The organism is Kitasatospora sp. NBC_00070, from assembly GCF_045041205.1.
Lineage (GTDB): Bacteria > Actinomycetota > Actinomycetes > Streptomycetales > Streptomycetaceae > Kitasatospora.
The window spans coordinates 5,183,402-5,202,774 of record NZ_CP108247.1 but is presented as its reverse complement, the minus strand read 5'-3'; the positions used below and the strand labels follow the sequence as shown (position 1 = coordinate 5,202,774).

19 protein-coding genes are annotated in these 19,373 nt (G+C 71.8%); 7 read left to right on the top strand and 12 right to left on the bottom strand.

Annotation, left to right across the window (positions count from 1 at the left end; all coding sequences use genetic code 11):
• Positions 1–72: 72 nt before the first annotated feature.
• From dapF to miaA, 3 genes are all read right to left on the bottom strand, one after another.
• On the bottom strand, positions 73–945 hold the full coding sequence (dapF, locus tag OHV05_RS23790; protein ID WP_405019444.1) for a diaminopimelate epimerase: 873 nt from the start codon (positions 943–945) through the stop codon (positions 73–75).
• A 27-nt stretch (positions 946–972) separates the two neighbouring features.
• Complete coding sequence (locus OHV05_RS23785) at positions 973–1,452, bottom strand: hypothetical protein (RefSeq protein WP_403041524.1); 480 nt, start codon at positions 1,450–1,452, stop codon at positions 973–975.
• A 218-nt stretch (positions 1,453–1,670) separates the two neighbouring features.
• Entirely contained in the window at positions 1,671–2,609 is a 939-nt protein-coding gene (gene miaA / locus OHV05_RS23780) for a tRNA (adenosine(37)-N6)-dimethylallyltransferase MiaA (RefSeq protein WP_405019443.1), read from the bottom strand.
• A 126-nt stretch (positions 2,610–2,735) separates the two neighbouring features.
• On the opposite strand from miaA, the gene OHV05_RS23775 reads away from it, so the two are divergent.
• The gene (locus OHV05_RS23775) at positions 2,736–2,966 is read left to right on the top strand and encodes an antitoxin (protein WP_405019442.1); all 231 of its coding nucleotides are present in this window, start codon (positions 2,736–2,738) and stop codon (positions 2,964–2,966) included.
• A gap of 7 nt (positions 2,967–2,973) precedes the next feature.
• Here OHV05_RS23775 and OHV05_RS23770 read toward each other — a convergent pair whose 3' ends face one another.
• Entirely contained in the window at positions 2,974–3,672 is a 699-nt protein-coding gene (locus OHV05_RS23770) for a class III extradiol dioxygenase subunit B-like domain-containing protein (protein ID WP_405019441.1), read from the bottom strand.
• 274 nt (positions 3,673–3,946) lie between these two features.
• A complete protein-coding gene (gene miaB / locus OHV05_RS23765) occupies positions 3,947–5,434 on the bottom strand; it encodes a tRNA (N6-isopentenyl adenosine(37)-C2)-methylthiotransferase MiaB (protein ID WP_405019440.1) in 1,488 nt (495 codons plus the stop codon).
• A gap of 79 nt (positions 5,435–5,513) precedes the next feature.
• Between miaB and OHV05_RS23760 the strand changes: the two genes are divergently transcribed.
• Positions 5,514–6,524, top strand: a complete 1,011-nt coding sequence (locus OHV05_RS23760) for a TAXI family TRAP transporter solute-binding subunit (protein WP_405019439.1) — start codon at positions 5,514–5,516, stop codon at positions 6,522–6,524.
• Positions 6,525–6,747: 223 nt separating this feature from the next.
• Here the strand turns inward: OHV05_RS23760 and OHV05_RS23755 are convergent, their stop codons facing one another.
• Positions 6,748–8,175, bottom strand: a complete 1,428-nt coding sequence (locus OHV05_RS23755; RefSeq protein WP_405019438.1) for a sensor histidine kinase — start codon at positions 8,173–8,175, stop codon at positions 6,748–6,750.
• A gap of 6 nt (positions 8,176–8,181) precedes the next feature.
• Positions 8,182–8,883 carry a response regulator transcription factor gene (locus OHV05_RS23750; protein WP_403046205.1) on the bottom strand — a complete coding sequence of 234 codons (702 nt, stop codon included), beginning with the start codon at positions 8,881–8,883 and terminating at the stop codon, positions 8,182–8,184.
• A 260-nt stretch (positions 8,884–9,143) separates the two neighbouring features.
• Here OHV05_RS23750 and OHV05_RS23745 point away from each other — a divergent pair, with 260 nt between their 5' ends.
• The 5 genes from OHV05_RS23745 (at position 9,144) to OHV05_RS23725 (ending at position 14,215) form a co-directional block, all read left to right on the top strand.
• Positions 9,144–9,911 carry an amino acid ABC transporter ATP-binding protein gene (locus OHV05_RS23745; RefSeq protein WP_405019437.1) on the top strand — a complete coding sequence of 256 codons (768 nt, stop codon included), beginning with the start codon at positions 9,144–9,146 and terminating at the stop codon, positions 9,909–9,911.
• Between the two features lie 91 nt (positions 9,912–10,002).
• Positions 10,003–10,899, top strand: coding sequence for a glutamate ABC transporter substrate-binding protein (locus OHV05_RS23740; protein WP_405019436.1), 897 nt, complete (start codon positions 10,003–10,005; stop codon positions 10,897–10,899).
• Between the two features lie 39 nt (positions 10,900–10,938).
• Positions 10,939–11,589 (top strand): amino acid ABC transporter permease, encoded by a 651-nt coding sequence (locus tag OHV05_RS23735; protein WP_331730496.1) that lies wholly within the window; start codon positions 10,939–10,941, stop codon positions 11,587–11,589.
• Positions 11,586–12,416, top strand: coding sequence for an amino acid ABC transporter permease (locus tag OHV05_RS23730; protein WP_403046214.1), 831 nt, complete (start codon positions 11,586–11,588; stop codon positions 12,414–12,416). Before OHV05_RS23735 ends, OHV05_RS23730 begins: the two co-directional genes overlap by 4 nt.
• A 152-nt stretch (positions 12,417–12,568) precedes the next feature.
• Positions 12,569–14,215 carry an FAD-dependent monooxygenase gene (locus tag OHV05_RS23725; protein WP_405019435.1) on the top strand — a complete coding sequence of 549 codons (1,647 nt, stop codon included), beginning with the start codon at positions 12,569–12,571 and terminating at the stop codon, positions 14,213–14,215.
• Between the two features lie 31 nt (positions 14,216–14,246).
• Here OHV05_RS23725 and rny read toward each other — a convergent pair whose 3' ends face one another.
• The 5 genes from rny to OHV05_RS23700 form a co-directional block, all read right to left on the bottom strand.
• Positions 14,247–15,569 carry a ribonuclease Y gene (gene rny / locus OHV05_RS23720; protein WP_405019434.1) on the bottom strand — a complete coding sequence of 441 codons (1,323 nt, stop codon included), beginning with the start codon at positions 15,567–15,569 and terminating at the stop codon, positions 14,247–14,249.
• A gap of 108 nt (positions 15,570–15,677) precedes the next feature.
• Positions 15,678–16,349 (bottom strand): regulatory protein RecX, encoded by a 672-nt coding sequence (locus OHV05_RS23715; protein WP_405019433.1) that lies wholly within the window; start codon positions 16,347–16,349, stop codon positions 15,678–15,680.
• A 7-nt stretch (positions 16,350–16,356) separates the two neighbouring features.
• Complete coding sequence (gene recA, locus OHV05_RS23710) at positions 16,357–17,466, bottom strand: recombinase RecA (RefSeq protein ID WP_405019432.1); 1,110 nt, start codon at positions 17,464–17,466, stop codon at positions 16,357–16,359.
• A gap of 287 nt (positions 17,467–17,753) precedes the next feature.
• The gene (locus OHV05_RS23705; protein ID WP_403046238.1) at positions 17,754–18,941 is read right to left on the bottom strand and encodes an AI-2E family transporter; all 1,188 of its coding nucleotides are present in this window, start codon (positions 18,939–18,941) and stop codon (positions 17,754–17,756) included.
• Between the two features lie 90 nt (positions 18,942–19,031).
• Positions 19,032–19,226, bottom strand: coding sequence for a DUF3046 domain-containing protein (locus tag OHV05_RS23700; RefSeq protein WP_403046241.1), 195 nt, complete (start codon positions 19,224–19,226; stop codon positions 19,032–19,034).
• Between the last annotated feature and the right edge of the window lie 147 nt (positions 19,227–19,373).

Genomic DNA, 19,373 nt, shown 5'->3' with positions numbered 1-19,373 from the left:
CCAGATCTCCTCGTAGTTCCCCGAGCCCCTGGATCGTGCAACCTCGGGAGCTGCACAAGGCTGAGCCCCTGCCTAGAGGCGGAGCGTCCCGCTCGCGACGATCTCCGCCGGGCCGGCCATCTCGATCCGGGCGTCCGGGTGCTCGGTGATCACCAGGGTGCCGCCGGGCAGGTCGACCCGGTAGGTGACCGGCTCGCCGGTGACCGCGGGGTCGAGGTGGTGGCGGCGGGCCGCCGCGACGGCCACCGCGCAGGCGCCCGTACCGCAGGAGCGGGTCTCGCCCGACCCGCGCTCGTGCACCCGCATCGCGACGTGCCGCGGTCCGCGCTCCACCACGAACTCGACGTTGACCCCCTCGGGGTACACCCCGGCCGTGACGCCGGGGGCGGCGAGCAGGTCGCCGGCCTGGGCCAGGTCGTCGACGAAGGCGACCGCGTGCGGGTTGCCCATGTTGACGTTCAGCGCGGGCCAGACCAGGTCGCCGACCGTCACCTCGACGCCGTCGGGGCCGGGCAGCCGGACCTTGCCCATCTCGACGGTGACCAGGCCGGGCCCCTCGGCGGTGTCCTCCGCGACCCGGACGGTGAGCACACCGGCCCGGGTGGCGATCGGGATCGGGCCCGGCTTCGCCAGCCCGGCCTCGACCAGGTGGCGGGCGAAGACCCGGCTGCCGTTGCCGCACATCTCGGCGATCGAGCCGTCGGAGTTGCGGTAGTCCATGAACCACTCGGCCCGGTCGGCCATGCCGACCGCCGCAGGATCGGCCGCCGACCGGACCACCCGGATCAGGCCGTCCCCGCCGATGCCGGCCCGGCGGTCGCACAGGGCGGCGACCTCGGCCGGGCCGAGGTCGAGCAGGCCGTCCGGGTCCGGGATGATCACGAAGTCGTTCTGGGTGCCGTGCCCCTTGAGGAAGGGGAGGCCGAAGGTCTTGGATGCGCTCACAGAGCCGATGGTACTGAGACCGACCGGTCAGGAGGCGAGGCGGACCACTCGCCAGACGGCGAGACCGACCGCGACCACGGCGGCCAGAGTGTAGAGCACGATCGCCTTGCGACCGGCCCGGCGGCCACTGCCCCGGCGCGGGACGCCGGGCCACTTGTACCCGGCCACCCGGGCGGCCATCGCGCCCCAGCCGACCGAGGCGGCGGTGAGCAGCAGGCCGAGCATCCCGATCATCGCGGAGGCGCTGCCGCCGGAGCTGAAGGCGAGCGGGAAGGCGAACATCAGGGCGCCGGCGGCACCGACCAGGACGATCGGCAGGATCTGCCACCAGCGCAGCCTGCGCAACGGCCGGATCTCCCGCTCGTGCACCACGCCGGGTGCGGCCAGGTCGGCGAGGACCGGCAGGGCCAAGGCGTACGAGGTGGGCATCTGGGCCTCCGACAGCACCAGTTCGGCACTGACGCTGCTCGGCAGTTCCTCGGTTTCGGGGCCGGTACCCGTGGACACGCGGCCTCCCCTGACGGTTCGACACGAGCCAACGGACTCGCGGGCGGTAGGAGCGGCCACCCGGCCGACCCCTGGTTGTTCTCGATAATGGCATGTCCGGTGCCGCCGACGCGGGTCCCATCGGGCCGTCGGGTGATCCGTGGCCATGACGTGATGTGCCCGTAACCCTCAGTTGGTCGTGCACCTGCAGCTGCACCGGCCGGATGGCCGGAAACCGCTCAGATCTGACGGTCGATCAGCTCCAGGGCCCGTGCCAGCAGCGCAGTCGGGTCGGCACCGGCCGGGCGGGCCAGCCAGTGGATGCGGTCGTCCCGGCGGAACCAGGACTCCTGGCGGCGGGCGAACCGCCGGGTCGCCCGGACGGTTTCGGCCTTCGCCTCCTGCTCGGTGCAGTCGCCCGCGAAGTGCGCCAGCACCTGCTGGTAGCCGAGCGCCCGGGAGGCGGTCAGACCGTCCCGCAGCCCCTGCCCCTCCAGCACGCGGACCTCGGCCGGGAGACCGGCCTCCCACATCCGGTCCACCCGGAGCTCGATCCGGCGGTCCAGCTCCGGGCGCTCCACCTGGACGCCGATCTGCACGGTGTCGTAGACGGCGGTGTTGGTCGGCAGGCTGGCGGTGAACGGGCGGCCGGTGATCTCGATGACCTCCAGGGCCCGGACCACCCGGCGGCCGTTGCTGGGCAGGATCGCCTCGGCGGCGGCCGGGTCCAGCTCGGCCAGCCGCCGGTGCAGCGCGCCGCTGCCGAGCTGCTCGCACTCGGCCTCCAGCCGGGCCCGGACCACCGGGTCGGTGCCCGGGAACTCCATCTCGTCGATCGCCGCCCGGACGTACAGCCCGGAGCCGCCGACCAGCACCGGCGTCCGGCCCTCGGCGAGCAGCCGGTCCATCTCGGCCCTGGCCAGCCGCTGGAACTCGGCGACGCTGGCCGCCTCGGTGACGTCCCAGATGTCCAGCAGGTGGTGCGGGATGCCGCCACGCTCGGCGGTGGTGAGCTTCGCGGTGCCGATGTCCATGCCCCGGTAGAGCTGCATCGAGTCGGTGTTGATCACCTCGCCGCCCACGCTTCGGGCGATGGCGACCGCCAGGTCGGACTTGCCCGCGGCGGTCGCGCCGACCACAGAGACGACGCGGGGCTGGATGACGGGAGAGCTGCTCACGGGCCAAGTCTCGCAAAGAACGGGAGTGGCGCCGTGTCTCAGGCGATCACTCTGGGGAAAGATATGAACGGTATGACCTATTTTCTCCGTCCGCCGGGCGGACCCAGCTGAAGGAGAGCACCGGACATGGGCCTGATGGACAACCTCAAGGGCAAGGCCGAGGAGCTCAAGGACAAGGCCAGCGAGCTCGCGGGCAAGCACAACGAGAAGATCGACCAGGTGGTCGAGAAGGCCGGTGCCGCGGCGGACAAGGCCACCAAGGGCAAGTACAGCGACAAGATCGAGACCGGCACCAGCAAGGCCAAGGGCGCGGTGGACCACTTCGCCGCGAAGCCCAAGGACGAGGGTCAGAGCTGACCGGGCGTCAGTTCCAGGAGGCCACGAAGTAGCCGACCCCGTACGGGGCCTCGTCGTAGCGCAGCCTCCCGTTCAACCCGGCGCCCTGAGCAGCTCCCGCGAGGACCTGCCAGGGCGCCCGTCCGTCCGCCTGCAGTTCCGCCGAGACCACCGGGTCGAGCCCGGCGAGCACGGCCACGTCCGCCGCACCCAGGGCCCGGGCCGCCTCGGCGTCGTAGCCCTCGGCCCGGTCGTCCAGGTAGCCCGGCGCCTTGACCGAGCGGCAGGCGCTCCCGCCGCCGAGCACCAGCAGAGCGACCCGGTCGGCCAGTTCGGCCAGCCCGCCGCCCAGGCCGAGCAGCCGCTCGGTCGGTGCGTCGGCCGGGACGGCACACGCATGGGTGGGGATGGTCACCCCCGCCTGCTCCAGCAGCCACGCGCCGACGGCCAGCGACGGCGCCAGCTCCGGCCCGTCCACCCCGCCCGACGGCAGCCGCACCACCCGGGGGACGCCGTACCGGTGGAACGAACCGACCCCGCCCTCGGTCCAGACCCCGCCCTCCGGACCACCGCCGACCAGCACGATCAGGTCGGGCTCCGAGGCCGACAACTCCCGCACCGCCGCCAGGCAGGCGGCCCGCAGCGGCTCCAGTTCGGGCGCCGCACCCGAGGCGACCTCGGGCACCAGCAACGGCGGACAGGGGACGACGGCAGCGGCAACGAGCATGCCGTTCACCTTAGGACATCCGCCTCGGGAGGCAGGACGCTCACCTTTTCGCAGGGCGTTCGGTTGCACTACCCAGGGGCTCGGGGAACTGCGAGGAGATCTGGCGTTCGGGTCACTGCGAAAATGCCTGACCACGCACGGACGGATCACCTTGCAAGGGCCGGCGGCGCCCACGCGGCGGAGCCGCACAACAGCAGAGCCCCGAGCCCCTGGACCGTAGGCGGCCGAGCAGCTGCAAAAAGACGCCCCGCGGCGCAGCCCCGGGCCAGGAGGGCTAGTCGCCGCAGCCCGTGGCCACGGGGAGCGCGGCCGGCACCCCGATGGTGGGCAGGCCGAGCATGACGCCGGCCGGCTTCGCGGCCGGGAGGCCCTGCCGCTTCTCCCAGGCGTCGCCCGCGCGGGTGCGGCGGACCGCCAGGGTGGGGCCCTCCGCCAGGAGGTGGTGCGGGGCGGCGTAGGTGATCTCGACCGTCACCGTGTCGCCCGGGCGGACCGGCTCGGTGGGGCGGGTGAAGTGCACCAGCCGGTTGTCGGGGGCGCGGCCGGAGAGGCGGTCGGTCCGGTCGTCCTTCTTGCCCTCGCCCTCGGCGACCAGGATCTCCAGCACCCGGCCGACCTGCTTCTTGTTCTCCTCCCAGGAGATCTCCTCCTGGAGGGCGATCAGCCGGTTGTAGCGGTCCTGGACCACGGCCTTGGGGATCTGCCCGTCCATCTCGGCGGCCGGGGTGCCGGGCCGCTTGGAGTACTGGAAGGTGAAAGCGTTGGTGAAGCGGGCCTCGCGGACCGCGTGCATGGTCTGCTCGAAGTCCTCCTCGGTCTCCCCGGGGAAGCCGACGATGATGTCGGTGGAGATCGCCGCGTCCGGCATCGCCTCGCGGACCTTGCGGATGATGCCGAGGAAACGGTCCTGCCGGTACGACCGCTTCATCGCCCGCAGCACGGTGTCCGAACCCGACTGCATCGGCATGTGCAGCTGGTGCATCACGTTCGGGGTCTCGGCCATCGCGGCGATCACGTCGTCGGTGAAGTCGCGCGGGTGCGGCGAGGTGAACCGGATCCGCTCCAGGCCCTCGATCTGCCCGGCCGCCCGGAGCAGCTTGGAGAACGCCTCCCGGTCGCCCAGGTCGGAGCCGTACGCGTTGACGTTCTGGCCGAGCAGGGTGACCTCGATGACACCCTCGCCGACCAGCGCCTCGATCTCGGCGAGGACGTCGCCGGGGCGGCGGTCCTCCTCCTTGCCGCGCAGCGCGGGGACGATGCAGAAGGTGCAGGTGTTGTTGCAGCCGACCGAGATGGCCACCCAGGCCGCGTACGCGGACTCGCGCCGGGTCGGCAGGGTGGACGGGAAGGTCTCCAGCGACTCCAGGATCTCCACCTGGGCCTGCTGCTCGATCCGGGCCCGCTCCAGCAGGGCGGGCAGGTGCCCGATGTTGTGGGTGCCGAAGACCACGTCGACCCAGGGGGCCCGCTTCACGATGGTGTCGCGGTCCTTCTGCGCCAGACAGCCGCCGACGGCGATCTGCATGTCCTTGTTCCGGGTCTTCGCCGGGGCGAGCTGGCCGAGGTTGCCGTACAGCTTGTTGTCGGCGTTCTCGCGCACCGCACAGGTGTTGAAGACCACCAGGTCGGGATCACCCTCCTGGTCGGCCTTCACGTACCCGGCGTCCTCGAGCAGCCCGGAGAGGCGCTCGGAGTCGTGCACGTTCATCTGGCAGCCGTACGTGACGACCTTGTAGCTCTTGGAATCCTGGCTCGTACCCACGGACCCAAGAGTACGAGAACCGGATCGGGCTCCGTGACCCTCTCCCTTTCCCGCTCCCGGCCTGGCAGTATCCAACCCCATGACCTGGAGACCCGTCGCCCTGCCGCAAGCAGTGGCCCGCAGCCGTTTCGGCCGCGCGGCCGCCGCGTTGCTGCTGGTCATCGGCGGGTTGGGCGGCTGGTGGCTGGCCGCCGCCGACCGCGCGGACTACCCGCGCGGGGAGATCGGCTTCGCCACCGGGGTCCAACGAGGCGTGTACGACCGGTACGGACAGCTGCTCCGCAGCTACCTGCACACCGCGATGCCCGGGGCCGAACTGCGGCTGGACAACTCGCAGGGTTCGATCGACAACCTGGACCGGGTCGCCTCCGGGCGGGACTCGTTCGCGATAGCCACCGCCGACGCGGTGGCCAGCTACCGGGGCGACGGCCGGGACCGGCTGCGCGGGATAGCCCGGCTGTACGACGACTACCTGCAGCTGGTGGTGCCCGCCGACTCCAAGGTGCAGCGGGCCGCCGACCTGAAGGGCCTGCGGGTCGGGGTCGGGCAGAGCCGGTCAGGGGTGCTGCTGGTGACGAAGCGCCTGCTGGCCTCGGCCGGCCTCGATCCGGAGCTGGACGTGGCCGCCGCGAACCTCGGCGTCGGTGACGCCGCCGACCAGCTGAAGAACGGTCAGCTGGACGCCTTCTTCTGGTCCGGCGGGCTGCCCACCAGCGCCCTGACCGACCTCTCGGACCAGTTCGCGATCCGGATCGTCCCGCTCGGTGACCTGGCCGAGGCGGTCGGCCGGGGCGAGGGCGGCGGTGCCGACGCCTACCGCGCCGCCACCATCCCGGCCGACGCCTACCCCAAGGCCCGGCCCACCGCGACGGCGGTGGCCACGCTGGCCGTCCCCAACCTGCTGATCACCCGCGACGACGTCGACCCGGCCCTGGTGGAGCGGATGACCCAGGCGGTCATCGACAGCAGGGACGCGATCGGCGCGGAGGTCCACGCCGCCCAGGTGGTGGACCTCCGCACCGCCGTCTACACCGACCCGCTGGCCCTGCACGAGGGCGCCCGCCGCTACTACCTCTCCGTCAAACCCTGACCCTTCACAGGGGCCCGGGCATCTACGGTCAGGGGCTCGGGGCTCTGCTGACGTCCGGCTCCGCCGCGTGGGCGAGGAGATCCAGCGTTCGGGTCACCGCGAAAGTGCCTGACCACCTACGCGACGATCACCTTGCAAGGGCCGGCGGCGCCCACGCGGCGGAGCCGCACAACAGCAGAGCCCCGAGCCCCTGACGCCGTAGACGGCTGCGCTCTGCGAAAAGTCAGCGTGGCCGAGGGACCGTCAGGTGGACCGAGAGGCCCGTCGGGGTGACCGGGGCGAACTCGAGGGAGCCGCCGCCGGCCAGCAGGAGGGTGCGGGCGATGGAGAGGCCGAGGCCGGAGCCGTCGACGTTCTGGTGGCGGGGGCTGCGCCAGAAGCGGTCGCCGATCCGGGCCAGTTCCTCCTCGGTGAGGCCGGGGCCGGCGTCGGAGACGGTCAGGGTGACCTCGCGCTTGCCGCGCTGGACGCCGAGCCGGACGACCTCGCCGCTCGGGGTGAACTTGAGCGCGTTGTCGAGCACCGCGTCGAGCGCGCTGCCGAACCCGATCGGATCGGCCAGCCCGACCGCGATCGCCGGGCCCTCCCAGTCGAGCCGGATGCCGCGCTGGTCGGCGACCGGCCGCCAGGCGTCGATCCGGGCCAGTGCCAGGTCGGCCAGGTCGACCCGTTCCGGCTCGGGGCGGGCGTGCTCGGCGGTGGCCAGGCCGAGCAGGTCGTCGAGCACCCGGGCCAGCCGGACCCCCTCCTCGCGGACGGCGCCGAGCTCCGCGTCGTGGCCCTCGGGGAGTTCGAGGCCGAGCAGCTCGACCCGGAGCAGCAGGGCGGCCAGCGGGTTGCGGAGCTGGTGCGAGGCGTCCGCGACGAAGGCCCGCTGCTGGTCCAGGGCGATCAGCACGTTGTCCGCCATGTCGTTGAACGACCGGGCCAGCCGCCTGAGTTCGGGCGGTCCGCTGCTGGGGGCGACCCGGGCGTTCATCCGGCCGGTGGCGATGTCGTGGGTGGCCCGGTCCAGGGTGCGGACCGGGCGCAGCACCCAGCCGGTCAGCCGCATCGAGAGCAGCACGGCCGCGATCATGGCCAGCGACTCGCCCGCGCCGATGCCGAGCCACCGGTAGACGATCCGGGACCGCAGCGGCCCCGTCGGCGACTCGGTGATCACCACCGCGATCACGTCGCCGTCCCGGACCACCGGGGCGGCCACGGTGAGGGTGCGGTCGGGGGTCCAGGGCCAGGCCTGCGGCGGGTTCTGGCTGCGGCGGCCGTCCATCGCCTCCTGGAACGCCTGGGCGGCGGAACCGTCGGAGGGCACCTGCCAGTCCGCGGGGGCGACCGCGACCGCGCTGCCGTCCCGGTGGAAGATGCCGACCCGGATGCCGTACAGCTCGTGGTAGCGCTGCACCTCGCCGACCAGGGCGTGCAGCCGGCCGCCGTCGCCGTCCACCGGGTTCGGGTCGCCCTTGACGGCGGTGCCCGCGGTCGGGCGGCCCTGGGTGGGCAGGCTCTGGGCGAACCGGGCGGCGTCGTCCATCCGGTCGACCACCACCTTGCTCTGCTCGGCGGCGGCCATCGCGGCCGCCAGCGGCACTCCGAGGGCAGCCAGGACGGCGGTCATCAGGGAGAGCAGGATGCCGAGCAGACGGGTGCGCACGGGGGATCAGCCGGCCGGCTGCTCGGGGATCAGTCGGTAACCGACCCCTCGGACGGCCTCGACCAGGCCGGGCAGCGCGAGCTTGGTGCGCAGCGAACCGATGTGCACCTCAAGAGTCCGGCCGTTGCCCTCCCAGCCGGAGCGCCAGACCTCGCTGAAGATCTGCTCCCGCCGGTAGACCACGCCGGGGCTCTGCGCGAGCAGTGCCAGCAGGTCGAACTCCTTACGGGTGAGCGGGACGTCGCGCCCCTGCACGCTGACCCGGCGGCGTTCGCGGTCGATCACGATGCCGCGGGCCTCCAGCGGCCCGCCCTGGCTGACCGGCTCGGCCGGCTCGGTGGCCAGGCCGCGACGGGCCACCGCGTGGATCCGGGCCAGCAGCTCGCCCATGTCGTAGGGCTTGGTGACGTAGTCGTCGGCACCGAGGTTGAGGCCGTGGATGCGGCTCCTGATGTCGGCCCGCGCGGTCACCATGATCACCGGGACGCCGCTGTGCGCGCGGATCCGGCTGCACACCTCGAAGCCGTCCCGGTCGGGCAGGCCGAGGTCGAGCAGCACCACCCGGTACGGGTCGCTGCCGTCCGGCACCAGTGCGTCCAGCGCCTCGTGCCCGCTGCGGGCGTGCCTGACCTGGAAGCCGTGCCGGCCGAGTACCGCGACCAGCGCGGCGGCCACCCGTTCGTCGTCCTCGACGAGCAGCAGTCGCATCCTGGTCCTCCGTTCGGTGTCCGATCCCTGCGGAGTATTGTCCAGTCCGCTCCGTCTGTCACGGCCGGACCGGTCGGCCACGGAGCGTGGCCGGATCGTGATGCTCAAGTAACGCTCAGATCGGCTGACGTGGCATGGTCAGCGCCCTAAGGTCGGCCCAACCGGGGGCTGCGAGCTCCGCCGGCGAACAGCCCCCGGCACCAGCACCGCCCCCTGCGAGGACCAACCTCCGGGGTTCGCCCACGAGGGAGCCAGGCGCGATGACCGAAACCACCGTCAGTGACTCCACCGCCGCCCCGCTGGTGGTGCTGAGCGGTGTGAACAAGCATTTCGGTGCCCTGCACGTGCTCCAGGACATCGACCTGGAGATCCACGAGGGCGAGGTCGTGGTCCTGATCGGCCCGTCCGGCTCCGGCAAGTCGACGCTGTGCCGGACCATCAACCGGCTGGAGACCATCGACTCGGGCGCGATCACGATCGACGGCCGCCCGCTGCCCGCCGAGGGCAAGCAGCTGGCGAAGCTGCGGGCCGAGGTCGGCATGGTGTTCCAGAGCTTCAACCTCTTCGCGCACAAGACCGTGCTGGAGAACGTGGTGCTCGGCCAGGTGAAGGTGCGCAAGGTCGCCCGCGCCGAGGCCGAGAAGACCGCGCACACCCTGCTGGAGCGGGTCGGACTGGCCGCGCACGCGGCCAAGTACCCGGCCCAGCTCTCCGGCGGCCAGCAGCAGCGGGTGGCGATCGCCCGCGCGCTGGCGATGAACCCGAAGGTGATGCTCTTCGACGAGCCCACCTCGGCGCTCGACCCGGAGATGATCAACGAGGTGCTGGAGGTCATGCGCAGCCTGGCCGCCGAGGGGATGACCATGGTCGTGGTCACCCACGAGATGGGCTTCGCCCGCTCCGCCGCCAACCGCGTGCTCTTCATGGCCGACGGCCGGATCGTCGAGGAGAACACCCCCGAGGCGTTCTTCACCGCGCCCCGCAGCGACCGTGCCAAGGACTTCCTTTCGAAGATCCTGCACCACTGAGGCCCCCGCTGACCTAGCGTCAGCCTTCTGTCATGTCCTGAACTCCCCGCGCCCGGACACTCCGTGGCCACTCCAGAGGAGAGCTCCCTCCATGAGGACTCGTCGTACCATCGCTGCCGCCATGTCCGTGCTCGCCCTGACCGCCGTCGCGGCCTGTGGCAAGGAGGCCGCACCGGCCGCTTCCGACTCCACCGCCAAGCTGCCGACCTACACGGTGAAGACCGACGCCAAGGTGACGGGCTCGAAGACCTTCGACGAGGCCAAGAAGCGCGGCAAGCTGATCGTCGGCGCCAAGGCCGACCAGCCGTTCCTGGGCTTCGAGAACGTCACCACCAGCACCCGCGAGGGCTTCGACATCGAGATCGCCAAGATGATCGCGGCCGACCTCGGCTTCGGCCCGGACAAGATCGAGTTCAAGACGATCGTCTCGGCGAACCGCGAGACCGCGCTGATGGGCGGTCAGATCGACTACTACGTCGGCACCTACACCATCAACGACGCCCGCAAGCAGAAGGTCTCCTTCGCCGGCCCGTACTACGTGGCCGGCCAGGACCTGCTGGTGCTCAAGGACAAGGCCGAGTACACCGGCCCCGAGTCGGTCAAGGGCAAGAAGGTCTGCTCCGCGACCGGTTCCACCTCGGTGAAGAAGATCGAGGAGTACGCGCCGGTCATGCCGGTCACCCAGTACGACACCTACGCCCAGTGCGTGGACAAGCTGCTCACCGGCGAGATCGACGCGGTCACCACCGACGACGCGATCCTCAAGGGCTTCGCCGCGAAGAACGCCGGCAAGCTCAAGGTGGTCGGCAAGACCTTCTCCAAGGAGCCCTACGGCATCGGCCTCGCCAAGGACGACGCGGCCTTCCAGACCGCCGTCGCCGCCGCGCTGAAGGCGCACGAGGACAACGGTGACTGGAAGAAGGCGTACGACGCCACCCTCGGTCTCTCGGGCGCTGCGGCTCCGGAGATCCCGGCCCTGACCAACTGACCCGTCCAGTAACCAAGCAACGAGAGGAGGGCCGCCGGTATGGGCACACTGTTCGAGCATGGAAACTTGGCGCTGTTCCGGGACGGCTTCCTGCAGACGGTCGAACTCAGCGCGCTGAGTGCGCTGTTCGCCCTGCTGCTGGGCACCCTGCTGGCGGCCTTCCGGGTCTCCCCGATCCCGGTGCTGCGGCTCTTCGGCACCGTGTGGGTGAACACCTTCCGGAACACCCCGCTGACCGTGCTGTTCTTCGCGGTGGTCTTCGGACTCCCGCGCCTGAACGTGCACTTCGACAACTTCACGTTCGCGGCGATAGCCCTGTCCGTGTACACCTCCTCGTTCGTCTGCGAGGTGCTGCGCGCGGGCATCAACACCGTTCCGGTCGGCCAGGCCGAGGCGGCCCGGAGTCTGGGGATGACCTTCGGTCAGACCCTGACCCAGGTGGTGCTGCCGCAGGCGGGGCGGACCGTGCTGGGCCCGATGAGCAGCGTGTTCATCGCGCTCCCCCGGAACTCGGCGGTCGCCGGTGCGTTCAGCGTCTCGGAGCTGTACCACTTCCAGCAGACCCTGACCGACCTCGGGTACGGCATCTACCTGATCTTCTTCTGGGTGGCGCTCGCCTACCTCCTGGTGAGCACCTGCGTCGCCCTGACCTTCCGCTTCCTCGAAACCCGACTGGCGGTGGCCCGATGAGCGGCAGCAGCGTCCTCTACGACGTCCCCGGCCCCCGGGCCCGGGCCCGCAACCTGGTGCTCGGCGTGCTGGCCGGAATCGGTCTGCTCGGACTGCTCTGGTACGTCTACCGGAGCCTGGACGAGGCCAACCAGTTCACCGCCGCGATGTGGGACCCGTTCCAGTACAAGGCGGTCCAGCAGAAGCTGGCCGACGGCCTGGTCGCCACCCTGAAGGCGTTCGCCACCGCGGCCGTGCTCTCGCTGGTCTTCGGCGCGCTGTTCGCGGCGGGCCGGCTCTCCGACCACAAGCCGGTCCGCGCGGTGTGCGGCGCGGTGGTCGAGTTCTTCCGGGCCATGCCGCTGCTGATCATGATCTTCGCGCTGTACCAGTCGCTCTTCACCACCTCCCCGTTCTGGGGCCTGGTGATCGGGCTGACCCTGTACAACGGCTCGGTCCAGGCCGAGATCATCCGCTCCGGCATCAACGCCGTGCCGCGCGGCCAGGGCGAGGCCGCGTACGCGCTCGGCCTGCGCAAGACCCAGGTGATGCTGACGATCCTGGTCCCGCAGGCGGTCCGCTCGATGCTGCCGGCCATCATCGGCCAGCTGGTGGTCACCCTCAAGGACACCTCGCTCGGCCTGATCATCACCTACCCCGAACTGCTCTACGTCGGGAAGCTGATCGCCAGCAACACGGCCACCCCGGACGGCTACCCGTACATCCCGGTCACCATCATCATCGGCGCGATGTACATCACGCTCTGCCTCCTGCTCACGGCGCTCGCCAAGTGGATCGAGGGTCGGAGCCGCCGCGGCGCGAACCGGCGCACACCTGCCGCTGCTTGACGGACACCCAGGTGATCTGTTGCATTGCTCTTCGTGACACCACCCGGGACCTCTGAGAGCCTGACTGCATATCCGGGCCGCATGCCCGGGCCGGATATGCGGTCGGGCTCCGCCGCCCTTTCGGCTCCTCCGAGCATGCGCGAGGTCCCGCCGTGGACCCGGTGATCATCGTCGGGGCGGGGCCGGTCGGCCTGGCCCTGGCCCTGGCCCTGGCCAGGCAGGACGTGCCGAGCATCGTCCTGGACGAAGGCGCGGGGGTCTGTTCCGAGGGCCCCCGCAGCGTCGTGCTCACCCGGGACGGCACCGCCTTCCTGACCAGGCTCGGCTACCAGCGGGCCGCCTCCGACGCGGCGGCCTGGGACGCCTTCACGATCTGGCGCCGCCGCTCCGAGGTGCTCCGGATGCCGCTGGACGGGATCACCCATCTGCCCCAGCACCGGCTGCACCGCGGCCTGCGGGACGCGGTCACCGCCACCCCGCTGATCCAGCTCAGCCCGCTCACCCGGGTGGTCGAGCTGGAGCAGGACAAGGACGGCGTCAGCGCACGGACCGTCAACTCACAGACCAACGCCGTCACCTGGTGGCGCGGGAGTCATCTGGTCGGCTGCGACGGCGCCCGGTCGACGGTCCGCAAACTGCTCAAGGTGCGCTTCCCCGGCCGCCCCGCCGTCGACCGGCACGCGGTGGCCACCCTCCGGGTGGACCTGCCGTTCGCGGGCGAGGCCCGGCTGCACCGCGAACCCCCGTGGCGGGGCGACCGCGAGGCGTCCGCCCGGCCGCTCCCGGACGGGCTCTGGCGGCTGGACTGGCGACTGCCGCCCGGCCGCCCGGCCCCCACCGCCCCGGTCGACCCGCACGCCACCTGGCCCGGCATCGTCACCGGCGACACCCTGCTGGCCCGGGTGAAGGCCACCCTCACCGGCTGGTGCGGCGAACTCCCCCCGTACGAACTGCTGGCCGCCGCCGACCACACCGCCCAGCAGCGGCTGGCCGCCCGGTTCCGGGTCGGCCGCTGCTTCCTGGCCGGCGACGCCGCCCACCTGCACGGCGCGCTCGGCATGCAGAACCTCGCCGACGGCCTGCGGGACGCCGACAACCTGTCCTGGCGGCTCGCGCTGGCCTGGCACCTGCACTCCGGCTCCACCCTGCTGGACGGCTACGAGACCGAACGGCGCGGTGCGGTCGGCGCCCGGCTGCGCGCCGTCGACCAGGCGATGCCGCTGCTCCGGCCGCTGCGCGGCTGGCAGCAGACCCGGCGCTCGCTGCTCACCGGCTCGTTCCGCAAGCACGCCCCGCTGCTGGCGGACGGTCAGCTCGGCACCGGCCGGTTCGGCGGTGCGCCCGCCTACCCCGAGGCGCCGTCCGGCATCCCCGGCCGGGTCCCGCCGCAGCGCGGCGGCCGGGGCACCTCGCTGACCGAGCAGCTCCCGCCGACCGCCCCCGGGGTGCTCGCCCCCGACCTGCCGGTGACCACCACCGACGGCAGCACCGACCGGCTGCACGCCCGGCTCGGGGCCGGCTTCCTGCTGCTGCTGGTCGCCCCCGGCACCACGGTCTGGTCCTCCCAGCACTGGCTGTCGGCCGGCCTGATGCCCCGGCTGACCACGCTGGCCGCCGCCCTGCCGATCCCCACCGAGGTGCTGGTCACCGAGCGGTACCCGGCGGCCGACCCGCACACCGTCCTGCTGATCCGCCCCGACGGCCACCTGGTCGGCTCCACCCACGGCGCCGAGCCCGAGGCCCTGCAGGCCCTGGCCCAGCACGCCCGCGGCGGCCCGGCCCCGATCACCAGCCCCTGACGGGCCGTCACCGACGACGGTCCGACAGGGTCTACCGGGCGAACTCCACCGCGCGACTCTCCCGGACCACGGTGATCCGTATCCGGCCCGGGAAGGTGAGCTCCTCGGCGACCCGCTTGGCCACCTCGCGGGCGATCACCTGGGCGCCGAGGTCGTCCACCAGCTCCGGCTGGACCATCACCCGGACCTCGCGGCCGGCCTGCATCGCGTACACCTTGGCGACGCCGTCGAACTCCCGGGCGATCTCCTCCAGCCGCTCCAGCCGCCGGACATGGGCCTCCACCGACTCCTTCCTGGCACCGGGGCGCCCGCCCGAGCAGGCGTCGGCGGCCTGGACCAGCACCGCCTCGACGGTCTCCGGCTCGACCTCGCCGTGGTGCGCCCCGATCGCGTGCACCACCTCGGCCGACTCGCCCCAGCGCCGGGCGAACTCGGCGCCGACCGCCGCATGACTGCCCGGCACCTCGTGGCTCAGCGCCTTGCCCACGTCGTGCAGCAGGGCGGCCCGCCGCACCAGCGCCACGTCCGCGCCCAGCTCGGCCGCCATCAGCCCGCCCAGGTTGGCGCTCTCCACCAGGTGCCCGAGCACGTTCTGCCCGTACGAGGTCCGGTACCGCAGCCGCCCCAGCATCCGGGTCAGCTCCGGCTCCAGCTCGCCCACCCCGGCCGCCAGCAGCGCGTCCTCGCCCGCCCGGGTGCAGAGCCGCTCGATCTCCCGCAGGCTGCGGGCGTGCACCGTCTCGATCCGGGCCGGCTGGATCCGGCCGTCCGAGACCAGCACCTCCAGGGTGAGCCGGGCGGCCTCCCGGCGGACCGGGTCGAAGCAGGACAGCTGGACCACGCCCGGGGTCTCGTCCACCACCAGGTTGACGCCGGTGACGGCCTCGAAGGCGCGGATGTTCCGCCCCTCCTTGCCGATGATCCGGCCCTTCAACTCCTCGCCGGGCAGCCGGAAGACCGAGACCACGGTCTCCGCCGTCTGCTCACCCGCCAGCCGCTGCACGGCCCCCGCGACGATCTCCCGGGCCCGGGCCTCGCCGTCCTCCTGGGCCCGCCGCTCGATCTCCCGGACGGTGACCGCGGCCGCCCGGCGGGCCTCCAGCTCGGCCGCCAGCAGCACCTCGGCCCGGGCCTGACCGGCCGTCAGACCGGCCAGCCGCTCCAGCTCCCGGCGCCGCTCGGACTCCAGCTCGGCGACGGCCGCCTCCCGTCGCTCCAGCTCCGCCCGCCGCCGGCCGACCTCGGCCTCGACGAACGCCACCGCGCCGACGGCCCGTCGCTCGGTGGCCCGCACCCGGCGGAACACCGCCCAGGCCAGCAGCAACGCCCCGACGCACCCCATCGCGATCCACATCGGGCACCGCTCCGTCCTGCTCAGCACATATTTCTGTGAGGCTAAGCGTGGGTCACGAAACGGTCAAGATGTGTCGGTGATCCATCACGTCCGGGCACTGAAAGTCCATCAGTCCTCCTCCGCCAGCACGTCCTTCACCGCTCGGAACGCCAGGCCCTCGGAGTAACCCCGCCGGGCCAGCATGCCGACCAGCCGCCGTGTCCTGACCTGCGGGTCGAGTGCCCGCATCGTCCGCAGCTTGCGGCGGACCAGCTCGCGGGCGGCCTCCTCCTCGTCCTCGCCACCGACCTGCTCCAGTGCGCGCTCGACCAGCTCCCCCGCCACCCCGCGCTGCCGCAGCTCCTGGGCCAGTGCCCGGCGCCCGAGCCCGCGGACGGCGTGCCGGGACTCGACCCAGGCCGCCGCGAACGCCCCGTCGTCGATCAGCCCGACCTCCTCGTAGCGGTCCAGCACCTCGGCCGCGACCTCCTCGGGGATCTCCTTCTTGCGCAGGGCGTCGGCCAGTTGCTTCCGGGTCTTGGCCGTGCCGGTGAGCAGCCGAAGGCAGATGTCCCGGGCCTGGGCCGCCGGGTCGGTGGGGGCCGCGGCCCGGCGCTGCTCCCGCTTCGGCCTGCGCTCGCGCACCGGCGGCTCGGGGAGTTGTTCCGTCGGCGGGGGCGCCAGCTCCGACCGGCGGCGGCGACGGCCGCCGGTCAGCTCGGAGGCGCGCAGCAGACCCGGAAACACCTCGGTGCCGGGTTCGTCCGAACCCGGCACCTCGGCGTCGCTGTGGTGCGTCAACGTCGGCTCAGCTCTTCGCCGCCGCCGTCTTCTTCGCGGCCGCGGTCTTGGCGGCCGGCTTGGCCTCCTCCTCGGTGGCCGCGTCGGCGGGCGCGTCGGCCGGAGCGGCCGGCTCCACGACCTTCGGACCGATGCCGAGCTTCTGCTTGATCTTCAGCTCGATCTCCTCCGCCAGCTGCGGGTTGTCGCGCAGGAAGTTCCGCGCGTTCTCCTTGCCCTGACCGAGCTGGTCGCCCTCGTAGGTGTACCAGGCGCCGGCCTTGCGGACGAAGCCGTGCTCGACACCCATGTCGATCAGGCCGCCCTCCCAGCTGATGCCGTGGCCGTAGAGGATGTCGAACTCGGCCTGCTTGAACGGGGCGGCGACCTTGTTCTTGACCACCTTGACGCGGGTGCGGTTGCCGACCGCCTCGGTGCCGTCCTTCAGGGTCTCGATCCGGCGGATGTCCAGCCGGACGGAGGCGTAGAACTTCAGCGCACGGCCACCGGTGGTGGTCTCGGGCGAGCCGAACATCACGCCGATCTTCTCGCGGAGCTGGTTGATGAAGATCGCGGTGGTGTTCGACTGGTTGAGCGCACCGGCGATCTTGCGCAGGGCCTGGCTCATCAGCCGGGCCTGCAGACCGACGTGCGAGTCGCCCATCTCGCCCTCGATCTCGGCGCGCGGCACGAGCGCCGCGACCGAGTCGATGATGATCAGGTCGACCGCACCGGAGCGGATCAGCATGTCGGTGATCTCGAGGGCCTGCTCACCCGTGTCCGGCTGGCTGACCAGCAGGGCGTCGGTGTCCACACCGAGCTTCTTGGCGTACTCCGGGTCGAGGGCGTGCTCGGCGTCCACGAACGCCACCGTGCCGCCGAGCTTCTGGGCGCTGGCCGCCGCGTGCAGGGTCAGCGTGGTCTTGCCGGAGGACTCCGGGCCGTAGATCTCGATCACGCGGCCACGCGGCAGCCCGCCGACGCCGAGTGCGACGTCCAGCGCGGTGGAGCCGGTCGGGATCACCTCGATCGGCTCGTTGGCCTTCTCACCGAGGCGCATCACCGAGCCCTTGCCGAACTGCCGCTCGATTTGGGCGAGTGCGGTCTCAAGGGCCTTCTCGCGGTCCGTACCTGCCATGGGTTCCACCCTCGGGTTCTGTCCTGTGCGCTTCATCGTGCTCGACGCTAGCGCGTCCCACTGACAATCCACCCCGAATGGGTCGCGCCTGTGGAAAACTCGCCGCGAGCCAGTATAGGGAACACCAGTTCGATTCAGGTCAACCGACCCACCGCCGGAGCCGGTGGTCCGGGCCCGGACTCACATCGAGAGCCTGAACGAGATGCCCGACGCCTGCCCGCAGTGACGACACGGGCGGTCACCCCGTCAGGGGTGACCGCCCGTCAGTTCGCGCCCGGCCGGGCCGCTCAGCTGTCGTCCTGGTCGTGCCGGTCCGAGCCGCGCACCATCCGCCGCAGCCTGCGGGCCGCCTGCCGACGGCGCTCCCGGCGCCCCTTGCGGTCCGCGCCCCGGTCGATCCGGGGGTCGGTGGCCACCTCGTACCGGCGGACGTACGTCCCGACGAAGCCCTGCAGGGTGGCCGCCGCCGGGATCGCGATCAGCGCACCCACCGCGCCGAGCAGCGCCGCCCCCGCGATCACCGAGCCGAAGGCCACCGCCGGGTGCACGTCCACCGTCTTCGCGGTGATCCTCGGGTGCAGCAGGTAGTTCTCGATCTGCTGGTAGACGGTCACGAACACCAGCACCCAGAGCGCATCGGTCGGCTCCACGGTCAGCGCCACCAGGACCGGCAGCGCCCCCGCCAGGTACGTCCCGATGGTCGGCACGAACTGCGACATGACGCCGACCCAGACCGCCAGCGCGGCCGCGTACGGCAGGCCGAGCACGCTGAACATGATCCAGTGCGCGAGGGTCGAGGCGATCGCCAGCAACGCCCGGGAGTACAGGTAGCCACCCGTCTTGGCCAGCGCGATCTCCCACGCCCGGAGCACCTCGGCCTGCTTGGCCGGCGGCAGCAGCGAGCAGACCGTGCGCCGCACCCGGGGCCCGTCGGCGGTGAAGTAGAAGGTGAACAGGCCGACCGTGAACGCCTGGAACAGCCCGCCGATCAGGGTGCTGGAGACGCCCCAGACGTTGTCGGCCGCCTGTTGGGCGTACTTCTCGATGTTGCCGGAGTCCTTGAGCAGCTTCTCCTGGAGTTGGTCCAGCGAGAGGTTCTGATGGAACGTCGTGTTGATCCAGGTGATCAGGTTGTCCACCAGGTGCGGCAGGTCACCCGCGATCTTCGCCACCTGGTCCACCAGCAGGGTGCCGAGCGCGGTGAGGAACCCGGCGATGGCGACCGCGAGACCGATGAACACCAGGAACGTCCCGAGCCCCCGGCGCACCCCCCGGGCGGCCATCCGGTCCACGGCCGGCTCCATCGCCAGCGACAGGAAGAACGCCACCAGCAGCATCACCAGCAGGTCGATCAGCTGCCGGAACGCCCAGTCCACCAGCTGGAACGCACCGACCAGCAGCAGCGCCAGCACCATCGCCCGGGGCAGCCACTTCGGCATCCCCTGCCCCCAGAGGGAGTCGCCTCTGGCGGCCATTCTCGCGGTCTCGGTCGTGGGCGGATCGGACGGACGTTCGGGATTCTGAGGTTCAGCGCTACTGGCCACCCACTCAGTCTTACCCGAAGCTCAGCGCAGAATCGACGACACCCCCTGGGTCTGGCAGACCACCCGCCAGACCTCCTTCGCCTCCCAACCGGCCTCCAACGCCTGACGAACCGTCCGCCCGCCCAGCTCGGACATCAGGTGGTCGGCGGCGAACGACTCCGCATACGCCTCGCCGAAGTGCTCGTACATCCGTCGCCAGAACTCGGTCAGCCTCATGCCCTCAAGTATCCCGAACCGCTCCATGGGCAAGCGCTCGACCAGGTACCACCAGGGGCTCGGGGCCCTGCTGATGTGCGGCTCCGCCGCGTGGGCGACGCCGACCCTTGCAAGGTGATCGTCGCGTAGGTGGTCAGGCACTTTCGC

Excerpts from the sequence above, each read along its gene's own strand:
- OHV05_RS23775 (WP_405019442.1), top strand. The coding sequence starts at position 2,736 with ATGGGCCTGATGGACAACCTCAAGGGCAAGGCCGAGGAGCTCAAGGAC.
- OHV05_RS23770 (WP_405019441.1), bottom strand. The coding sequence starts at position 3,672 with ATGCTCGTTGCCGCTGCCGTCGTCCCCTGTCCGCCGTTGCTGGTGCCC.
- OHV05_RS23760 (WP_405019439.1), top strand. The coding sequence starts at position 5,514 with ATGACCTGGAGACCCGTCGCCCTGCCGCAAGCAGTGGCCCGCAGCCGT.
- OHV05_RS23750 (WP_403046205.1), bottom strand. The coding sequence starts at position 8,883 with ATGCGACTGCTGCTCGTCGAGGACGACGAACGGGTGGCCGCCGCGCTG.
- OHV05_RS23745 (WP_405019437.1), top strand. The coding sequence starts at position 9,144 with ATGACCGAAACCACCGTCAGTGACTCCACCGCCGCCCCGCTGGTGGTG.
- OHV05_RS23740 (WP_405019436.1), top strand. The coding sequence starts at position 10,003 with ATGAGGACTCGTCGTACCATCGCTGCCGCCATGTCCGTGCTCGCCCTG.
- OHV05_RS23735 (WP_331730496.1), top strand. The coding sequence starts at position 10,939 with ATGGGCACACTGTTCGAGCATGGAAACTTGGCGCTGTTCCGGGACGGC.
- OHV05_RS23730 (WP_403046214.1), top strand. The coding sequence starts at position 11,586 with ATGAGCGGCAGCAGCGTCCTCTACGACGTCCCCGGCCCCCGGGCCCGG.
- rny (WP_405019434.1), bottom strand. The coding sequence starts at position 15,569 with ATGTGGATCGCGATGGGGTGCGTCGGGGCGTTGCTGCTGGCCTGGGCG.
- recA (WP_405019432.1), bottom strand. The coding sequence starts at position 17,466 with ATGGCAGGTACGGACCGCGAGAAGGCCCTTGAGACCGCACTCGCCCAA.
- OHV05_RS23705 (WP_403046238.1), bottom strand. The coding sequence starts at position 18,941 with ATGGCCGCCAGAGGCGACTCCCTCTGGGGGCAGGGGATGCCGAAGTGG.
- OHV05_RS23700 (WP_403046241.1), bottom strand. The coding sequence starts at position 19,226 with ATGAGGCTGACCGAGTTCTGGCGACGGATGTACGAGCACTTCGGCGAG.